Origin of the sequence: Devosia sp. ZW T5_3 (assembly GCF_044987315.1) — a bacterium.
Taxonomy (GTDB): Bacteria; Pseudomonadota; Alphaproteobacteria; order Rhizobiales; family Devosiaceae; genus Devosia.
In genome coordinates, this window is record NZ_JBJDRE010000001.1 from 196,679 (window position 1) to 212,358 (window position 15,680).

15 protein-coding genes and 1 pseudogene are annotated in these 15,680 nt (G+C 59.6%); 6 read left to right on the forward strand and 10 right to left on the reverse strand.

What is annotated here, in order from left to right; genetic code table 11:
- Nucleotides 1-1,086: an aldo/keto reductase gene (locus ACI3KW_RS00935; RefSeq protein WP_404846522.1), complete on the forward strand. Its 1,086-nt coding sequence runs from the start codon at nt 1-3 to the stop codon at nt 1,084-1,086.
- 144 nt (nt 1,087-1,230) lie between these two features.
- Here the strand turns inward: ACI3KW_RS00935 and ACI3KW_RS00940 are convergent, their stop codons facing one another.
- From ACI3KW_RS00940 to ACI3KW_RS00955, 4 genes are all read right to left on the reverse strand, one after another.
- Nucleotides 1,231-2,082 carry an SDR family oxidoreductase gene (locus ACI3KW_RS00940; protein WP_404846523.1) on the reverse strand — a complete coding sequence of 284 codons (852 nt, stop codon included), beginning with the start codon at nt 2,080-2,082 and terminating at the stop codon, nt 1,231-1,233.
- A gap of 570 nt (nt 2,083-2,652) precedes the next feature.
- Nucleotides 2,653-3,633 carry an MBL fold metallo-hydrolase gene (locus ACI3KW_RS00945; protein WP_404846524.1) on the reverse strand — a complete coding sequence of 327 codons (981 nt, stop codon included), beginning with the start codon at nt 3,631-3,633 and terminating at the stop codon, nt 2,653-2,655.
- A 103-nt stretch (nt 3,634-3,736) separates the two neighbouring features.
- Nucleotides 3,737-4,234, reverse strand: coding sequence for a lipocalin-like domain-containing protein (locus tag ACI3KW_RS00950; protein ID WP_404846525.1), 498 nt, complete (start codon nt 4,232-4,234; stop codon nt 3,737-3,739).
- A gap of 45 nt (nt 4,235-4,279) precedes the next feature.
- On the reverse strand, nt 4,280-5,113 hold the full coding sequence (locus tag ACI3KW_RS00955) for an SDR family oxidoreductase (protein WP_404846526.1): 834 nt from the start codon (nt 5,111-5,113) through the stop codon (nt 4,280-4,282).
- A 91-nt stretch (nt 5,114-5,204) separates the two neighbouring features.
- On the opposite strand from ACI3KW_RS00955, the gene ACI3KW_RS00960 reads away from it, so the two are divergent.
- The 3 genes from ACI3KW_RS00960 to ACI3KW_RS00970 all read left to right on the forward strand — a co-directional run bounded on the left by ACI3KW_RS00960 (nt 5,205) and on the right by ACI3KW_RS00970 (nt 7,477).
- Entirely contained in the window at nt 5,205-6,104 is a 900-nt protein-coding gene (locus tag ACI3KW_RS00960; protein ID WP_404846527.1) for a LysR family transcriptional regulator, read from the forward strand.
- Between the two features lie 185 nt (nt 6,105-6,289).
- Entirely contained in the window at nt 6,290-6,661 is a 372-nt protein-coding gene (locus ACI3KW_RS00965; protein ID WP_404846528.1) for a MarR family winged helix-turn-helix transcriptional regulator, read from the forward strand.
- A 3-nt stretch (nt 6,662-6,664) separates the two neighbouring features.
- Nucleotides 6,665-7,477 (forward strand): NAD-dependent epimerase/dehydratase family protein, encoded by an 813-nt coding sequence (locus ACI3KW_RS00970; protein ID WP_404846529.1) that lies wholly within the window; start codon nt 6,665-6,667, stop codon nt 7,475-7,477.
- Between the two features lie 134 nt (nt 7,478-7,611).
- Here the strand turns inward: ACI3KW_RS00970 and ACI3KW_RS00975 are convergent, their stop codons facing one another.
- The 4 genes from ACI3KW_RS00975 to ACI3KW_RS00990 all read right to left on the reverse strand — a co-directional run bounded on the left by ACI3KW_RS00975 (nt 7,612) and on the right by ACI3KW_RS00990 (nt 12,016).
- Nucleotides 7,612-8,565: an SDR family oxidoreductase gene (locus tag ACI3KW_RS00975; protein ID WP_404846530.1), complete on the reverse strand. Its 954-nt coding sequence runs from the start codon at nt 8,563-8,565 to the stop codon at nt 7,612-7,614.
- A 103-nt stretch (nt 8,566-8,668) separates the two neighbouring features.
- Nucleotides 8,669-9,718, reverse strand: coding sequence for an aldo/keto reductase (locus ACI3KW_RS00980; RefSeq protein ID WP_404846531.1), 1,050 nt, complete (start codon nt 9,716-9,718; stop codon nt 8,669-8,671).
- 70 nt (nt 9,719-9,788) lie between these two features.
- On the reverse strand, nt 9,789-10,646 hold the full coding sequence (locus ACI3KW_RS00985; protein WP_404846532.1) for an SDR family oxidoreductase: 858 nt from the start codon (nt 10,644-10,646) through the stop codon (nt 9,789-9,791).
- Between the two features lie 53 nt (nt 10,647-10,699).
- The gene (locus tag ACI3KW_RS00990) at nt 10,700-12,016 is read right to left on the reverse strand and encodes an MFS transporter (protein WP_404846533.1); all 1,317 of its coding nucleotides are present in this window, start codon (nt 12,014-12,016) and stop codon (nt 10,700-10,702) included.
- A 163-nt stretch (nt 12,017-12,179) separates the two neighbouring features.
- Here ACI3KW_RS00990 and ACI3KW_RS00995 point away from each other — a divergent pair, with 163 nt between their 5' ends.
- The gene (locus tag ACI3KW_RS00995) at nt 12,180-13,103 is read left to right on the forward strand and encodes an AraC family transcriptional regulator N-terminal domain-containing protein (protein WP_404846779.1); all 924 of its coding nucleotides are present in this window, start codon (nt 12,180-12,182) and stop codon (nt 13,101-13,103) included.
- A 338-nt stretch (nt 13,104-13,441) separates the two neighbouring features.
- Here the strand turns inward: ACI3KW_RS00995 and ACI3KW_RS01000 are convergent, their stop codons facing one another.
- Entirely contained in the window at nt 13,442-14,497 is a 1,056-nt protein-coding gene (locus ACI3KW_RS01000; protein ID WP_404846534.1) for an NAD(P)-dependent alcohol dehydrogenase, read from the reverse strand.
- Nucleotides 14,498-14,539: 42 nt separating this feature from the next.
- On the opposite strand from ACI3KW_RS01000, the gene ACI3KW_RS01005 reads away from it, so the two are divergent.
- Nucleotides 14,540-15,484, forward strand: a complete 945-nt coding sequence (locus ACI3KW_RS01005; protein ID WP_404846535.1) for a LysR substrate-binding domain-containing protein — start codon at nt 14,540-14,542, stop codon at nt 15,482-15,484.
- Between the two features lie 10 nt (nt 15,485-15,494).
- On the opposite strand, the pseudogene ACI3KW_RS01010 reads toward ACI3KW_RS01005, so the two are convergent.
- Nucleotides 15,495-15,660 (reverse strand): annotated as a pseudogene (locus tag ACI3KW_RS01010) (dihydrodipicolinate synthase family protein); the annotation flags it as partial.
- Nucleotides 15,661-15,680 lie beyond the last annotated feature (20 nt).

The window sequence follows — 15,680 nt, forward strand, 5'->3', positions numbered from 1 at the left end:
ATGACGAACGATATCATGAACATCGATCGACGCAGCTTCCTGGGCGCAGCAGCGGCTGCTGCGGCCGTGGGTATTACAAGCGCAGGCACAAGCCAGGCCTACGCCCAGGTGGATCAAAACCTTTCCGGATCGGTCCAATCTGCCATAACGCGCCAGATTGGCCGTACGGGGCGGTCAGTGACCGCCCTTGGACTTGGCACATTCCTGACCTTCGACCTCATGCCCGGCGATCCGCGCGACCGCCTTCGCGAGGTCGTTGCGCGGTATGCCGCCGGGGGCGGTGGCGTAATCGACACCTCCCCGCTTTATGGCTCGGCCGAAGTCAGCGTCGGCGCGTTCCTGTCGGAAATGCCCGAAGCGCGTAACATCTTCCTTGCCAACAAGATCTGGTCGACCGGCGAATATCTGGGCGACACCAGCCACGGGACGGCAAGTCTTGAGCGATCCAAGCTGCGCGTCTGGCGGTCAACGATCGATCTCATGCAGTGTCACAGCATCACCAATGCCGGCGTTATCCTCCCGCTCATGCAGGCGTGGAAGAAGGAAGGGCATATCGGCCATGTTGGCGTCACGCACCACGAGTCTGCCTATCAGGCCGAACTGACTGGGTTCATCGATCGTGGCGAGGTGGACGTCGTGCAAACGAACTACTCTATCTTTAATCGTACGGCGGAAGAGCGCCTGCTGCCCGCGGCCGCCGACCGGGGTGTTGGCGTGTTCGTGAACTTGCCTCTGGAAAAAGCGCGGTTGATGCATATCGTGCAAGGCCGTCCTCTTCCCGATTTTGCTCAGGAGTTCGAAGCCTCAAGCTGGGCACAATTCTTCCTGAAATGGGTGATCGCCCATCCAGCGGTTACCTGCGTGCTTTGCGGGACGTCTGACCCGGATCATATGAGCGACAATCTTGGGGCGATGCGCGGTCCCTTGCCGGACGAGGCAATGCGTCGGCGCATGGTGCGCCACATGGAAACGGTTCCCGGCTTCGACGCCATTGGCACCATGCCCTGGTACCCCGGCAAGGACGCGCGCTATCAAGGCCAGATCAAGCAAGCTCAATCGCTCGCAAGCGCCAGGCTGGCGGACTGATGCGAGCTTAACACTTGGCCAGGCTCGGCGGGGATGCCGCCCTTGGGTGAAGGGCTGGCGTCCCTGCCGAGCCTTTGCCCCAGGGGCCGTCCGCTCGCGTTTCCTTGTCGCAAGCGGATCGGCAAACGCCCGGTCGCGCCGGTTTTAGCCGAGGCCTCCATTGGCAAAGACGTTTTGACCATTGATCCAGGCCCCATCCTGAGAACACAGCAGAGCGATGACATTGGCGATGTCGTCCGGCAGTCCCAGGCGACGGAGTGGTGTCGCTTCGGGAATGCCCCTTAATGCCTCCTCGCCATGCTGGCGAAGCAATTGGGTGTCGACGGCGCCCGGTGCTACGGAGTTGACCGAGATGTTTCGGCCAGCCAATTCCGCCGCAAGAACTTTTGAATAGATCGTCTGAGTAGCTTTTGTGGCTGCGTAGGCCGCCGTAGCAGGCGGAGGCGAGTTGAAGATGCTGGAACTGAGGCTAACGATCCGGCCACCGTCCCGCGTGCGCTGCGCCGCTTCCCGCAACACGTTGAAACTGCCTTTCACATTGGTGGCGATCATCCGGTCGAACGCCGCGTCCGTCATCTGGGCGAAGGGTGCTACATTCATGATGCCAGCGTTGTTGACCACGACGTCGACCCCGCCAAAGGCTTCCTCGTTGGCGTCGAAAAGCGCCTTGACTGCAACCGGATCGGCAACATCAGCTTGGCGAACGATGGCGCGACCGCCAGACGCCTCGATATCGGCGACGACCTGCGCAGCCAGCTCGGCATTGGTCAGATAATTCACAGTCACCGCGTAGCCCTCAAGCGCCAGACGTCGGGCCGTGGCGGCGCCGATGCCGCGCGACGAGCCTGTAACGACGGCAACCCGGCCAGACCCCGACAAAGCGCCAGGACTCGTTTGAGAGGTCTGTGCCGAAGCGCCGCCCCCGAGGGCGAGCGCAGCGGGAGCGGCTGCGGTAAGGGCCAGGAACGTGCGGCGGGAGGCGTTGGTATCAGACATCGGAAAGTCTCCTTGTTCTACGAAAACGAAGTAGGGTAGCGGTTCCGGTCAAGTCGCTTGCGATTGGACGATGTTCGGCCTGAGGCTGAGGCCATTTGGGAACCATGGTGTCATCGCCGGTTCAGTAAGCCGGTGGGTTGCGTGGGCTTGAATGCCGGCCCCGGAAGCCAGAAGCGATCATTGCGCGCTTAGGAGCTTCGTTCCGGCTATGAGAGCATGGCCGCCGGGGAGCCTCGCCTCTACGAAGGCTACCTGATTGGCGTCTTCAAGTTAGATTGCGTGCCCCATGACTAGAATGCCCGAAGTCTCAAGAAATTTGCCTATTCATACAGGAGGCGATATTTCCCTATGAAAGCCGACTGCGTTGACCCGCTGTCGCGTACGAACTAGGTCTAAGCCAAGAAGGCATTGGCAACGGCTGCGATTGGGGGTTGGGGTCGGGCAACAACCGTCATGCAAATGACGGCCCCGTCTTGTGCCGGGGCCGTCGTAAGGCAAGTCCGCTACCGCGTTTGTCTCAGCTGATGCTGAGAAGGTCAGCAAAGAAGATATAGGTGCTCGCTTGCCGAGTTAGACCAAGAACTGATAGCTCACGGGCACAAAGCGGAAACCCGCCTCGAACGGCTCAACATAGCCGGCGGAAGGGTGGGGCATGTGGTAGCCGATGAAGGGAATCCTGTCGGCTGCCAGCATGCCGAAAATTCTCCTGCGGCTGTCGGCTGCGGCGTTCTTGTCCATATCAAAAGAAACTTCCCAGTCGGGTTTTTGAAGGGAAGCAACAAAGTGGTTTGCGGTGTCGCCCGTCAATAGAAGGTTCCGGCCTGCTGATTCCAGCATGAATGCCATATGGCCTGGGGTGTGACCGGCGGCCGCGATGCTCGTCACACCGGCTGTGACGTCAGCACTGTCGCCGATGAAGGTCATTTTTTCCTGGAGGGGCAGGACTTTTATGCGGATGGCCGCTGCATGACTGGCCGCCGGTGTTCCTGAGAAGTCCGTGGATGTCCAGAAGTCCCACTCGGCTTGACCAACGACATAGCGCGCCTGGCTGAAAGCAGGCCGATCACCTTCCATGAGGCCGTTGATATGATCCGCATGCAAATGCGATATCACGACCATAGTAATGTCGGATGGCGAATAGCCTGAAGCCGCGATGCGATGCACCAGTTGGCCCGTGCCGGACTCCCTGCCTTCGGGCCCGTTTCCGGTATCAAACAGGATCAGTTCGGCGCCGGTGTTGACCAGGACGGGGTTGAACTGGCCGAGCATTCGCCTGGTCGGCAGGAAGTTCGCCTCCATCAACGCCTCGACGTCGTCGGCGCTCTGGTTTGCACCGAAGACCGGATGTGGCCCGTCGAAGGCACGCATGCCGTCGAGGATGGTGGTGATCTCGAAATCACCTAACATGAAGCGATGAAAACCGGCATTCGCAACGTCCGGTTTCGGCGGGGTGGCCGCAAAGGCGGCGCGCGTCATGATCTGCGGGGCGGAAAGTACCGCAGCACCGGCAAGAGCACCTATTTTGAATACCGAACGGCGGTTAAGGCACATAATAGGTCTCCTCTCATTTGGTTTGATTTTTTGGAGCGCAACCGTGCGGGGGATACCCCGGCGCACGGCTGAGCCTGTCGCTCGACGTGATCAACTCAAGGCCTCACTCGGCGCGTTGCCATTCGATCAGGATCTGCGTGCCCTCTGGGCGTTGAAAATGCTCGGTCATGCGATCGCCGACCACAGTGAAGGTCAGCTGTTCCCGCGTACGGGTGCTTCCTACCCAGTTCGGGAACGTTGACGCTTCGACGCGATTGCCGCTGAATTCACCATCTGCATCAACGGTATAGGTGCCAAAGAAGCCGATGCTGCGTGACATCGCCATGCGGTTTTCATCATCGGTTCCTTCGCCACGGACGTCCGATGCAAAACGCGGGGTGCTGGCATCGGTCAGCACTTCGATGAAATGCATGTCCGGTGTGAACACGAGAAGACCATTGGGCCTCTCCCCATAGGCCGGGATATTTTGGCCGTCTGGATCGATCGTTGCCGAGATCATTCTCCAGGCGCCCACCACACGGTTTTCTGCGGTTATCTGCGCGAATGCGGGCAGAGATGAGAGACTGATGACGAGAGCGAAAATCGCTGATCGAATGAGCATGAGATTGTCCTTTGCATGTTGCTGCGCTTGTCGCGCTCGGGCTGTTTATAAATCCTGGCGGTCAGCGGCATTCGCGACGTCCTGCTGGGCCCCAAGGGCCGCCAGACGCGTCGAAAGGGCTTGCGTAATCGACAAATAGGCTGTGCTGCCGAGCGTCAGTCGAAGAGGAGGCGCAGCACTTTCAGCCGCTGCGATCATAGCGGCCACGGTACGCGTCGCGTCGCCCTTCAGCACGAAGCTGCCGTCGTTGATCATGCGCCGCACGTCGCCGGCTGGTGTTTCCGCGTAGACGTCCATCGCATCGGCCTGAACCAGGTTCGACCCGAAATTCGTGGCTGTCGGACCGGGCTCCGCGATGATGAACGTGATGCCGAAAGGTGCCACTTCCTGTGCGACGGATTCGACAAAGCCTTCGATGCCCCACTTGGTGGCGTGGTAGAGGCTGAAGCTGGGATAGGCGATTTGTCCGCCTTCGGAGGAAACCTGCAGAATGCGTCCGCCGCCCTGCCGGCGGAGGTGGGGCAGTACCGCGCGGATCAGATGGATGGATCCGGTAAGGTTGGTGGCGATCTGCTGATCGATCTGCGCATTCGTCAGTTCTTCAGCCGCGCCGAACAGGCCGTAGCCCGCATTGCTGACCACCACGTCAATCCGCTCGTGTCGTTTGAACACGCTTTCGATAGCCGTTTGAATGCCCGCCGTGTCCACCAGATCGAGGACAACGACGTCGAGGCTTTCCCCGTATTGCTGTTGCAAGTCTGACAGGGTGTCGGAGCGGCGGGTGGTAGCAACCAGCTTTTCGCCTTTCGCGAGCAGCTGCCGCGCCATTTCTAGACCAAGTCCGGAAGACGCTCCGGTGACCAACCATGTTTTCGGCATGTGAAATCCTCTTCTGTGCTCCAATGTAGCTCAGGACAATTGGTGCTATAAGATTGCCGATATGAGATGAGTTGGTGAGGAATTTGCACGGATGGTGCGGCCCAGTTTGAATGACCTGGCAGCGTTTGCTGCCGTTGCCAGCCACCGCAGTTTTCGCAAGGCCGCCGACGCGATGGGTGTGTCGCGTTCGGCGCTCAGCCACGCGATTATCGGGCTGGAGGGCAAACTGGGCATCCGCCTGCTCAACCGCACGACGCGCAGCGTGTCGCTGACCCAGGCGGGGTCGCAGTTGCTTGCGCGACTTGACCCGGTTCTTCAGGACCTCGACCAGGCGCTCGACACCTTGTCCGAGGCGCGTGGAACTCCGAGTGGCCAATTGCGGATCAACGCCAATAAAAGCGGCTCGCGAATTCTCTTAAAGGATGTCGTTCCGCGATTTCTGGATCGCTATCCCGAAGTGGAGCTCGATCTCGTCTCGGAAGGCAGGCTGGTCGATATCGTCGAACTGGGTTTTGATGCCGGCATACGCCTTTTCGAAGCCGTTCCCCAGGACATGGTCGCGGTCAGCTTCGGTGGCGAGGTTCGCTTCATCGCTGTCGCCGCTCCGTCCTATCTTCAAAACCGTGGGACACCCAACACGCCCGACGATCTTCAGAACCATTCCTGCATCCGCCAACGCCTGCCCAGCGGAAAGCGCTATCGCTGGGAGTTTTCCCGACGCGGTGCCGAAGTTGCGGTCGATGTGCCCGGCAATCTCACTCTGGACGACAACGATCTTCTGGTTGAGGCGGCTGCTGCCGGACGCGGCATCGCATACGTGCCGCAATACTTCGCGCAGTCTCTTCTGAAATCGAGGCGGCTCGTGACCGTTCTGGCGGACTGGTGCCCGCCCACGCCCGGCCTGGCGCTCTACTACCCGCGCAATCGACACATGCCATCGTCACTGCGCGCGTTCATCGACATCTTGAGAGAGGCGGATAGGTCGGGGTGAATGCACCGTCTGACGTCGTTGGATCAACAGCGGCCAGCCCTTGACAATTCGTTCGGTACCTTTCATTTATCGCAAGGTACCGAACGAATTAAAGGGCCTTTGACCTCATGCAGGCATATCCTGACGCTGATCATCCGACCGTCGGTGCGTGGGCGAAGAGGTGCTATTTCGCCGGACGTGCCCTTATGGACGCGACTTTGCGACCCTACGATGTGGGTTCGACGCAGTGGTACGTCCTCTGGCATCTGGCCAACTTCGGCCCGACTGTTCAACGTGATCTCGGACGGGCACTTGAACTTGAACGGGCGACGCTGAGCGGGATCGTCGCCACGCTCGTTCGCAAAAAACTGGTTGAACAGACTTCAGATGGCGCAGATCAGCGTCAGCGTCTTCTGACATTGACCGTGGGGGGCGAAGCCCTCTGGCGTGAACTCCCTGATCTTGCGTTCATTCACGAAGCTGCTTTTGGCGGCATCGACGAGGCCGATCTAGCCACGACAATCCGTGTCCTTCAATCCGCGACTGATCGACTGCAGAACCTCTTGAGAAAGGAATAAGCCATGACAACAATTCTGATAACCGGAGCAACCGGCCTTGTCGGGGAACGTCTTGTTCCGCGGCTGGTAGATGCGGGTTTTGACTGCCGCGTATTGCTGCGGGCCGGGAAACCTTGCCCGCGGGGAGTAACGGCCGTGACGGGCGATATTCTTGACCCTTCAACGCTTTCGGACGCAGTCCGGAACGTTTCGGCTATCGTGCATCTGGCAGCGGTCTTTAGAACTCAGGACACCGACCTCATCTGGAAGAGCAATCTCGAAGGGACCCGAAACTTGATTGCTGCGGTGAAAGCGGATGCCCCGAATGCCCGCTTCATCATGTCGAGCACCAGCAATGTCTACAACATCGACAATCCGCATCCTGGACGGGAAGACGATCCGGTCGAGCCGAAGCAGGCCTATCCTGCGAGCAAGGTGGCGGCAGAAATGGAGCTGCGTGAAAGCGGCCTGAACTGGTCCATCGTCCGGTTCCCATTTGTGTATGGCGATGGCGACGGCCATCTTGAGTCTCTTCCCAAATATGTCGGCAACTGGCATCCGGCTCAACGAATGAGCACGATCCACCACCGCGACATTGCCACCGCGATGAAGCTTGCGCTGGACGGAGTGTTCGATCGACGTGTTGTCAATGTTGCTGACGAGGCACCAGCGTCAATCTACGAGCTTGCGGGCTTGCTCGACGCGAAAATAGCATCCAGCTGCGAACCTCTCGAAAATCCGTGGTATCTCCACGTCGACAGTTCGCTTGCGCGCAGTCTCGGCTTTCGAGCCAGCGTGAGAACCGTCCACCAGGCCCAGCAAGAAGGGCTTATATGACCAAAGCTACCGGCCGTTGTTATGTTTGACAACGGCCGGACCAGGTATTGCCGATGGCAGCAATGCCTGTGGAGGGCGGAGGGAACGAAGCCCCTGCATACCGAATGCAGTCGTTGAGTTTCCGGATGTGTGCGTCAAACTTCGCGATTGGCGACCGGCGCATCCAGAGCGAAATCGACCTTTGTCAGTTCCTCGGACACGTCCCAAAGCCGTTTGGCGGCGTGGGTCTCCAACGCTTGCGGAGGAATTTGCGCCTCGCTCGGGTGGCCTCGCGTCTCACCAAGTTTGCTGGGGCCATAGTACCCGCCTTTACGGGCGTCGTGAGACGTTGCCGCAAACAGGGTTGGTAGCGCGCCTTGTGCCGCCGGCTGGAACAGAAACCAGAGCAACGAGCGAAGCAGACCCTGGGCACTGCGTCGTCCCGGAGCATTGTGCAGGAGGTCCGTCCGCGAGATACCAGGATGCGCGGCGATACTGGTGATGCCCCATCCGGCGGCGTCGCTCCGGCGCTGCAATTCGAACGCGAACATCAAGCAGGCCAGCTTGGATTGGGCGTAAACCGGCATCGGCTGATAGTCTCGTTCGGCTTGCAGGTCATCGAAGTTGATAGCGGTGCCACGACCACGAACGGCGATGCTGGAAAGGGTCACGACGCGCGGATTGTTTCCACGCACGAGGAGCGGCAGCAGATGTGCTGTCAGGGCAAAATGGCCGAGATAATTGGTGCCAAACTGCAGTTCGAACCCGTCAGCCGTGGTCTTGCGTGTCGGCGGCGTCATTACGCCCGCATTATTGATCAGCGTGTCGATCTTCTGACGGCTGGCGCACAGCCGCCTGCCGAATGCCGCGATTGAGGCCAGGTTTCCGAGGTCTACGGGCTCAAAGGTTACGACGGCGCCTGGTACAGCCTGTTTGATCCGCCCGACCGCTTCAGTTCCCTTTGATGGGTTTCTGCCGGCGATGATTACATCGCCACCAGCCTTGGCAAGCGCGAGTGCGTCTTCAAAACCCAGACCGCCCGTGCCGGTCACGACAATGGTACGACCCTTTTGGGACGGAATGTTCTGAGTGGTCCAATTCGTAGGCATTGCAGTTCCTTTGTTTCGGTTGAGCGGCAGGCTTGGATACGGCCGTTTTAGGGGCAGGCGGCGATCTCGATGGATTCGAGGGAAGTAATCTCCAGAACCGATGTCAGTCCGCGGCGAGCGGGGCCGCGCCCAGCGGTTGCCTCGGTGGTACGTCGCGGATGCGCTGCATCCAGGCTGGGTATTCCTGCCTGATCGCGCTGATGGCGTTGAGAGCGGCAAGTTCGTCCGCGGTAAGCACAACCTGTGTGGCGCCGACATTGTCGTCGAGCTGCTCGATGCGTTTGGCGCCGATAATCACGCTCGTGACATGGGGCTGATGGAGCAGCCAGGAGAGGGCGATCCGGGCGATGCTCACGCCCCTGTCGACGGCGATCGTCTCCATGGCATCGATCACCTCATAGGCATGTTCCATGGCCACGGGCGGGAAGTTGAATGTCGTACGCCGACTGCCGTCTTCGGCTTGCTTGTCGCGGCCGAACTTGCCGCTTAGAAGGCCGCCAGCCAGCGGGCTCCACACTAATAGTCCCAGCTTGTCGGCCTTGATCAGCGGGACAATTTCCCGTTCGAGCTCGCGACCTAACAGCGTATAGTAATTCTGCGTGGTCGCGATCTTTGTCAGATTTAGTCGTTCACTATGACCCAGCGCTCGGGCCATCTGCCAGGCCGACCAATTTGAGACGCCGACATAGCGGACGAGCCCCTGGCTCACGAGAGTGTCGAGCGCCGCAAGGCTTTCCTCGATCGGCGTCACGCTGTCTATGTTGTGGAGCTGATAGAGATCGATATGCTCCAGCTGAAGGCGTTTCAAGCTTGCCTTCACGCTGTCCAGGATGTGCCCGCGGGAGTTGCCGGCATCGTTTGGGCCGGTCCCAACCGGACCATTCACCTTTGTGGCAACTACAACATCTTCGCGGCGAACGCCGAGATTCTTCAGCGACTGGCCAACCATTTCCTCCGATGCGCCGTCGGAATAAATGTCGGCGGTATCGATGAAGTTGACGCCGTGCTCAATGGCGCGGGCAATGAGGGCTTGCGCGTCATCCTGCTGGACGTTGCCCATATTTGCCCAAACGCCCTTACCACCGAAGGTCATAGATCCAAGGCAAAGTTCGGACACGAACAGGCCGGTGTTGCCGAGTGTTTTGTATTTCATGATGCACTCCTATTAAGTGATATCGCGAAGGGCCGGTTGTTTGTCCGCTCGCCTTGACATTGCGCTGTGCTTAGCCCAGCCCGCCATTGGCGTGGATCGGCTGGCCGGTGTTGATCCAATGCAGATCGCTCGTGCAAAGGGCCGCAATGGCGTTGGCGATGTCTTGGGGCTCGGCCAGGCGCTGGAACGGCGTCTGGTTGATGATGCCCTGCACGAATTCCTGTGATCGTCCGCCTGTGAACAGAGTTGTGTTGACGGCGCCCGGAGCGATAGGGACGACCGCGATACCGCGCCGGCCCAGTTCCTTAGCGAGTGAACCGGAATAAGCCTCCTGGACCACCTTAGTTGCTGCATAAGGACCATAGGCCGCCGGTCTCTGGGCGGCCGCGCCGGAGCTCAAGCTTACGATCCGACCGCCATCCCGCGTGCGCCGCGCCGCCTCGCGCAACACGTTGAAGCTGCCCTTCACATTGGTCGCCATCATCCGGTCGAAAGCTTCATCGGTCATCTCGGCAAAGGGTGCGAGGTTCATGATACCGGCATTGTTGACCACGACATCCACCCCACCGAACGCCTCGTCGTTGGCGTCGAATAGCGCCTTGACAGCAGCGGGATCGGCGACGTCCGCCTGGCGGGCAATGGCGCGGCCGCCTGCTGCCTCGATATCGGCAACGACTTGCGCGGCCAGATCGGCGTTGGTCAGATAGTTCACGGTGACCGCATAGCCATCCTTCGCAAGGCGGCGGGCGGTGGCGGCGCCAATGCCGCGCGACGATCCGGTGATGACGGCCGCTCGGCCTGAGGCCGGCAAAGCGCCAGGGCCGGTTTCGGAAGTCTGTGCGAAAGCCACGCCCCCGAGCGCAAGCGCTGCGGGAGCCGCCGCGGTAAGTGCCAGGAACGTGCGGCGAGAGGTGTCATCGTCAGACATTGAAGGGTCTCCTAGTTCTGCGGATGTTGAAAAAGTCTGGTCGCGGTCAACCATCACTGCCCTCGAAGCAGGGCGGCGACGCGCTGGTTTGCGATGAGCAAAACAATCCCGGTGAAGACGCTGGAGATCGGGACGATCAGCAAGCCAAGACCGAGGCCGTTGGGGATCTGTGCCGTCGTCGCCGCGTCACTAACTATTCCCACGATGAGAGGTCCGAGTGCGGGCCCCAAGAGACCAGAGGCGATCATCACGAGGCTGGACGCCTGCGCCTGCCTTCCTGGACCGGCCACCAGATGGGCAGCCCCAAAGGCCCAAGGCATCAGGAATGAAAAGGACAACATGCCTGGAACCAGCAACAGGACGGACACCCATCCAACGGGCGTGAATAAGGCCGCTGTAGTCGTCAAACTGGCGATCAGGAAGAGAATGGCGGGCGGGCTGAGGACCTTGCCGCTTCCCGAGCTTACCGCGCGGTCGAACCAGCGTCCGCCCAGCAACGCTCCGATGATGCCCATCAAGCCCTGGGGAAGTCCGAAGGCCAGTCCGACCTCACTGGCGCTGAAGCCATGTGTGCGAATAAGGAAAGGCGCCGCGAAAGCGTAAAACGGGGCTGCGGCAAAGCCGAGAAAAATCCCGCCGATAAACAGCGCGCGGAAAGCTGGAGACGCGAGCAAGCGCCGGCTGGATTCCATGAAAGGTTCGCTGTTCGCGACCGTACGTTTGAGCGCCGGTGTCGGACCCGTGACGACAAAGGTCAGCAGTGCGATCAGAATGCCGATAATTCCGGTCCCGATCATAGCAGAACGCCAGCCGAGCGTATCCCCGATCGCTCCGCCGGCAGCAAATCCAACCATAGTGCCAAGCGGAACGCCCATGGCGAATAGGCCGATCGCAAGGCCGCGGCGTTCAGGCCTGATTTTTCGGGCGATCAGTGCATGGCCGGCAGGGATCGCGCCAGCTTCGCCGAAAGCGACGCCGAACCGCGTCAGTGCCAGGAGCATGAAACTTGCAGCAATGCCGCCAAGTGCAGTCATTGTGCTCCAGAGCAGGATGCACGAAACTAGAACGAGGCGAGGCGATCCACGATCGGAGGCTCGAGCCAGCGGCAACGAAAGCAGCGCATAGCAGACCGCAAAAGCAAGCCCGGTCAGTAGACCCATCTGAGTATCGCTCAGGCCGAGATCCGCTTTAATCGATTCAGCTAGAATGAATGGAAGTATACGATCAATCTGAGATAGTGCATTTATGAGTAGAAGTGTCGTAAGTATTGCGGCAAGGCGCCATCCGCGAACATATTCATTGCTATGAAGATGGGAGCTGGATGGTTTTATTTGATCAAAATCAATTGACCTTGCTGCATTTTCTGTCATTTATTTCTCACTCCTAGCTTGACTGGCACTTTCAAGCTAAATGGAGTGTCCAATGATCAGAATGCCCGATCTCTCAAGAAACTTGCCTATTCATCCAGATGGCAATACCCTCTCGACCGAAGGCCGTGTGCTGCGCTGGCCCGGCACTCGACGGGAGGCCCAAATGTCGTCATCGCTACTCACTGCGGCCAGCGCCTACATTGAAGAACAGGGTGGTGGTCAGGGCCTCTTTCCCACGCCGATCGAAAGCTTCAATATCGTTCGTTCCTTCCAGGCGATGATGCCGATGCGGGCGCTATATCGTCCCTCGCTCTGCGTGGTGATCCAGGGCGCTAAAGAGATTCACTTCGGCGAGGACCGGCTTGATTACGGCGCAATGGAGTGTCTGGTCGTCAGCGTCGAACTTCCGGCCACCGGGCGGATCGTGGCCGCAAGTCCGACCGAGCCATATGTTGGTGTCACCCTAGACTTAGACGTGGCGACGATGCGCGAGGTACTCGAACAGTTGGGCGAGCCGCCAATCCCGGTTGCGAATTCCAGCCCCTGCGTGTTCGTGGGTAAAGTTGATGAGGCTCTGGCGGACTGCGTACTGCGCCTGATGCGGATGCTGGCGACGCCGAAGGCGATCCCGATCCTTTATCCCTCGGTGATGCGCGAAGTTTACTATTGGCTGCTGAGTGGGCCGCACGGCGGAGAAATCTGCAAGCTGGCGCTGCCAGAATCAAACATCGAGCGAGTTGTCAAAGCCGTCGCCATGCTGCACCTGAATTTCGCTCAGACCTTGCGGATTGAGCAATTGGCCGAGGTGGCGCGCATGAGCCCATCGTCGTTCCATCAGCACTTCAAGGCCTTGACCTCGATGACGCCGCTTCAGTTTCAGAAGCAATTACGCCTTCTGGAGGCAAGGCGCCTGATGGTATCAGAGGCGGCCAATGTGGCGGAGGCCGCCTATAAGGTTGGTTACGAGAGCGCGTCGCAATTCAGCCGGGAGTACTCGCGGACATTTGGTATTGCCCCGAAGCAGGACGTCTTAAACCAGCAGCGTCTCTATAGTGAGTATGCCAGCCGAACGGTGCAAACTGCGTAGTGGTGAGCAGGGGTGGAAGCCATGGAGACGCTGCACTTCGGACAGCGTAAGTCTGACAGTTGCGCAAAGCGCTGCCGCAGCAACTTGCCTGGGCAGGTTTTGGCCCCTGAGAGGGTGCCTAGTCGGCTTCGGGCACAACCTTGTTGTAGCCAACCAGAAATGCTCAACCTTATCGTGTTGTCCGCCTAAAGCGCATAAAATCCGAAAGCGGACTGGCTTCCCCCGAAGTAGCCGGTCCGCCACCGACCCCAAGTCGGGCGTTCGCGTAGGTCGGGAACCGGACCTTGCTTGAGACCAGAACCTCAGGCAGATATGCCGTTCGATACCCGGCAACGCCTTCAGTCGCGTGACATGTCGATCACAAAGCGAAAGCGCACATCATTGTTGCGCAGGCGTTCGAGCGCCTGGTTGATTTCGCTCTTGCCGACAACTTCCACGTCGGCAACGATGCCGTGTTCGGCACAAAACTCCAGCATCTCGCGGATTTCGCGTGTGCCACCAGCGCCGGAGCTGGCAAGGCTGCGCCGACCGCTGGCGAGCAGGTAGGGAGCCGGAGACAATGCGTCAGGAATGCCTACGGCGCACAGCACACCATTGTAGTGCAGGGCCGTAAGGTATGGGTTGATCTCATGGGTCGCCGATACTGTGTCGAGAATAAAATCGAAGCGAAATGCCTGGGCAGCCATGGCAGCTGCATCAGAGGAGAGCACCACTTCGTGAGCGCCGAGCGATAGAGCGTCCTGCGTCTTTGGGGCCGAAGTGGTGAAAGCAACCACATGTGCGCCCATCGCCCTCGCAAATTTAACACCAAGATGGCCCAGGCCCCCGATTCCAACGACACCCACGGTTTGGCCGGGGCCGACCTTCCAGTGCCGCATGGGCGCAAAACTGGTCACGCCTGCGCAAAGCAGCGGCGCTGCCCCGGCCAGGTCAAGCCCGTCCGGGATGCGGTGCACGAAACGTTCATCAGCCACATAGGTGTCGGAATAGCCGCCGCGTGTGCGGATGCCATCGACCCGATCGATGCTGTCGTAAGTCGACGTGGGGCCTGCCTCGCAATAAGTCTCGTCATGAGCCTGGCACGGATGACAGACACCACAGCTATCGACGATGACGGAAATGGCGACCAGATCGCCAGGCGCAAAGTCCGACACATGCGCGCCAACCTCCGTGACGCGACCGACCATCTCATGACCGGGGACCAGAGGGAATTCCTGCCCCCAGGGACCGATCATGTGCAGGTCTGTATGGCAGATTCCACAGAACAGAACGTCCAGCGCCACATCATGATCGCGCAGGGCTCGACGCGAAAAATCAAAGGGCACTACTGGAGCATTGCGCTCCAGGGCGGCAAATCCATGGGCGGGACGGTTGAGAACAACAGACGCGGTCATTGTGCAAGTTCCTATGTTTCGCCGAGTTTGCAGGTTTCGCTGATGCGCGATAAGCTGCTAATTGAGGCGCATATAGCTGGGTACAGTTCATCAATGATCCGGGCTTCCGAGTTCTCCGAATTGGTCGCTTTTGCCGCAGTGGCCGAAGCCCGGAGCTTCAAGCGTGCCGCGGTTGACCTCAATTTAAGGCCGTCGACACTCAGTCATTCGGTACGAGCGCTCGAAGAGCGGCTCGGGGTAAAACTTCTGGCCCGCACCACACGCAGCGTTGCAGCAACAGATGCTGGGCTGGCCTTGTTGGCGCAACTCAGCCCGGCGCTGTCGGCGCTCAATGGTGCCCAGGAAGCTATCAACCACCACCGTTCCGCACCTGTCGGCACCGTGCGGCTGACGCTCCCGCAAAGTGCAGCCAGGTCAGTTCTTGGGCCAAGGCTCTCCAAGTTCGTGCAATCCTATCCCGATGTCATGCTCGACGTGTCAGTCGACGATGGCTTCGTCGATATCGTTCGGGAAGGCTATGACGCGGGAATTCGGCTCGGAGAAAGCGTCGCGGAGGGCATGACTTCGGTTCGCGTCAGTACCAATATGAGCGCCGCCGTCGTGGCGTCTCCGGCATATTGGGAGAAGCATCCGGTGCCCATCGTCCCGCGGGATTTGACAAGCCATCTTTGTATCGGCCGGCGCTACGCAGCTGGGCGAGGCATCCATCGTTGGCATTTCGCGCGTGGTGACGAGAGCATTGAAATAGTATCCACCGGTCCGCTGATCATCAATTCCGAGCCCATGATCCGGCAGGCCACGCTTGACGGTATCGGTATCGCCATGATGGCTGAAGACGACGCTGCGGAGGACATCGCAGCGGGAAGGCTGCACCGCGTTCTTGAGGACTGGTGCCCGCCAATATTTGGTTTCTTCCTCTATCATCCCAGCCAGCGGTTGCCGTCAGCCAGCTTGAGGGTGCTGATCGAAGCATTGCGGGTTCAATAGAGTGTCAACTTATCTGCACGCGGCGTCCGACGCACTCTACTGCCGCCTCTATTGCCCGGAGAGGTTCGTCGCGAGAGATAGGCATAGATGCCGGTCGATCCGAGCAGGCCTATGGAGCGAACTCCAGCAGCGCAAGCCGCTCCTGCAATCGCGGCAGGATCTCTAACTATCCGCAGCGGGACCGGGAAGGCGCAAA

What these genes read in the sequence shown, in the direction of transcription:
- ACI3KW_RS00935 (WP_404846522.1), top strand. Translation starts at nt 1, where the DNA reads ATGACGAACGATATCATGAACATCGATCGACGCAGCTTCCTGGGCGCA.
- ACI3KW_RS00940 (WP_404846523.1), bottom strand. Translation starts at nt 2,082, where the DNA reads ATGTCTGATACCAACGCCTCCCGCCGCACGTTCCTGGCCCTTACCGCA.
- ACI3KW_RS00945 (WP_404846524.1), bottom strand. Translation starts at nt 3,633, where the DNA reads ATGTGCCTTAACCGCCGTTCGGTATTCAAAATAGGTGCTCTTGCCGGT.
- ACI3KW_RS00950 (WP_404846525.1), bottom strand. Translation starts at nt 4,234, where the DNA reads ATGCTCATTCGATCAGCGATTTTCGCTCTCGTCATCAGTCTCTCATCT.
- ACI3KW_RS00955 (WP_404846526.1), bottom strand. Translation starts at nt 5,113, where the DNA reads ATGCCGAAAACATGGTTGGTCACCGGAGCGTCTTCCGGACTTGGTCTA.
- ACI3KW_RS00960 (WP_404846527.1), top strand. Translation starts at nt 5,205, where the DNA reads ATGGTGCGGCCCAGTTTGAATGACCTGGCAGCGTTTGCTGCCGTTGCC.
- ACI3KW_RS00965 (WP_404846528.1), top strand. Translation starts at nt 6,290, where the DNA reads ATGGACGCGACTTTGCGACCCTACGATGTGGGTTCGACGCAGTGGTAC.
- ACI3KW_RS00970 (WP_404846529.1), top strand. Translation starts at nt 6,665, where the DNA reads ATGACAACAATTCTGATAACCGGAGCAACCGGCCTTGTCGGGGAACGT.
- ACI3KW_RS00975 (WP_404846530.1), bottom strand. Translation starts at nt 8,565, where the DNA reads ATGCCTACGAATTGGACCACTCAGAACATTCCGTCCCAAAAGGGTCGT.
- ACI3KW_RS00980 (WP_404846531.1), bottom strand. Translation starts at nt 9,718, where the DNA reads ATGAAATACAAAACACTCGGCAACACCGGCCTGTTCGTGTCCGAACTT.
- ACI3KW_RS00985 (WP_404846532.1), bottom strand. Translation starts at nt 10,646, where the DNA reads ATGTCTGACGATGACACCTCTCGCCGCACGTTCCTGGCACTTACCGCG.
- ACI3KW_RS00990 (WP_404846533.1), bottom strand. Translation starts at nt 12,016, where the DNA reads ATGACAGAAAATGCAGCAAGGTCAATTGATTTTGATCAAATAAAACCA.
- ACI3KW_RS00995 (WP_404846779.1), top strand. Translation starts at nt 12,180, where the DNA reads ATGTCGTCATCGCTACTCACTGCGGCCAGCGCCTACATTGAAGAACAG.
- ACI3KW_RS01000 (WP_404846534.1), bottom strand. Translation starts at nt 14,497, where the DNA reads ATGACCGCGTCTGTTGTTCTCAACCGTCCCGCCCATGGATTTGCCGCC.
- ACI3KW_RS01005 (WP_404846535.1), top strand. Translation starts at nt 14,540, where the DNA reads ATGCGCGATAAGCTGCTAATTGAGGCGCATATAGCTGGGTACAGTTCA.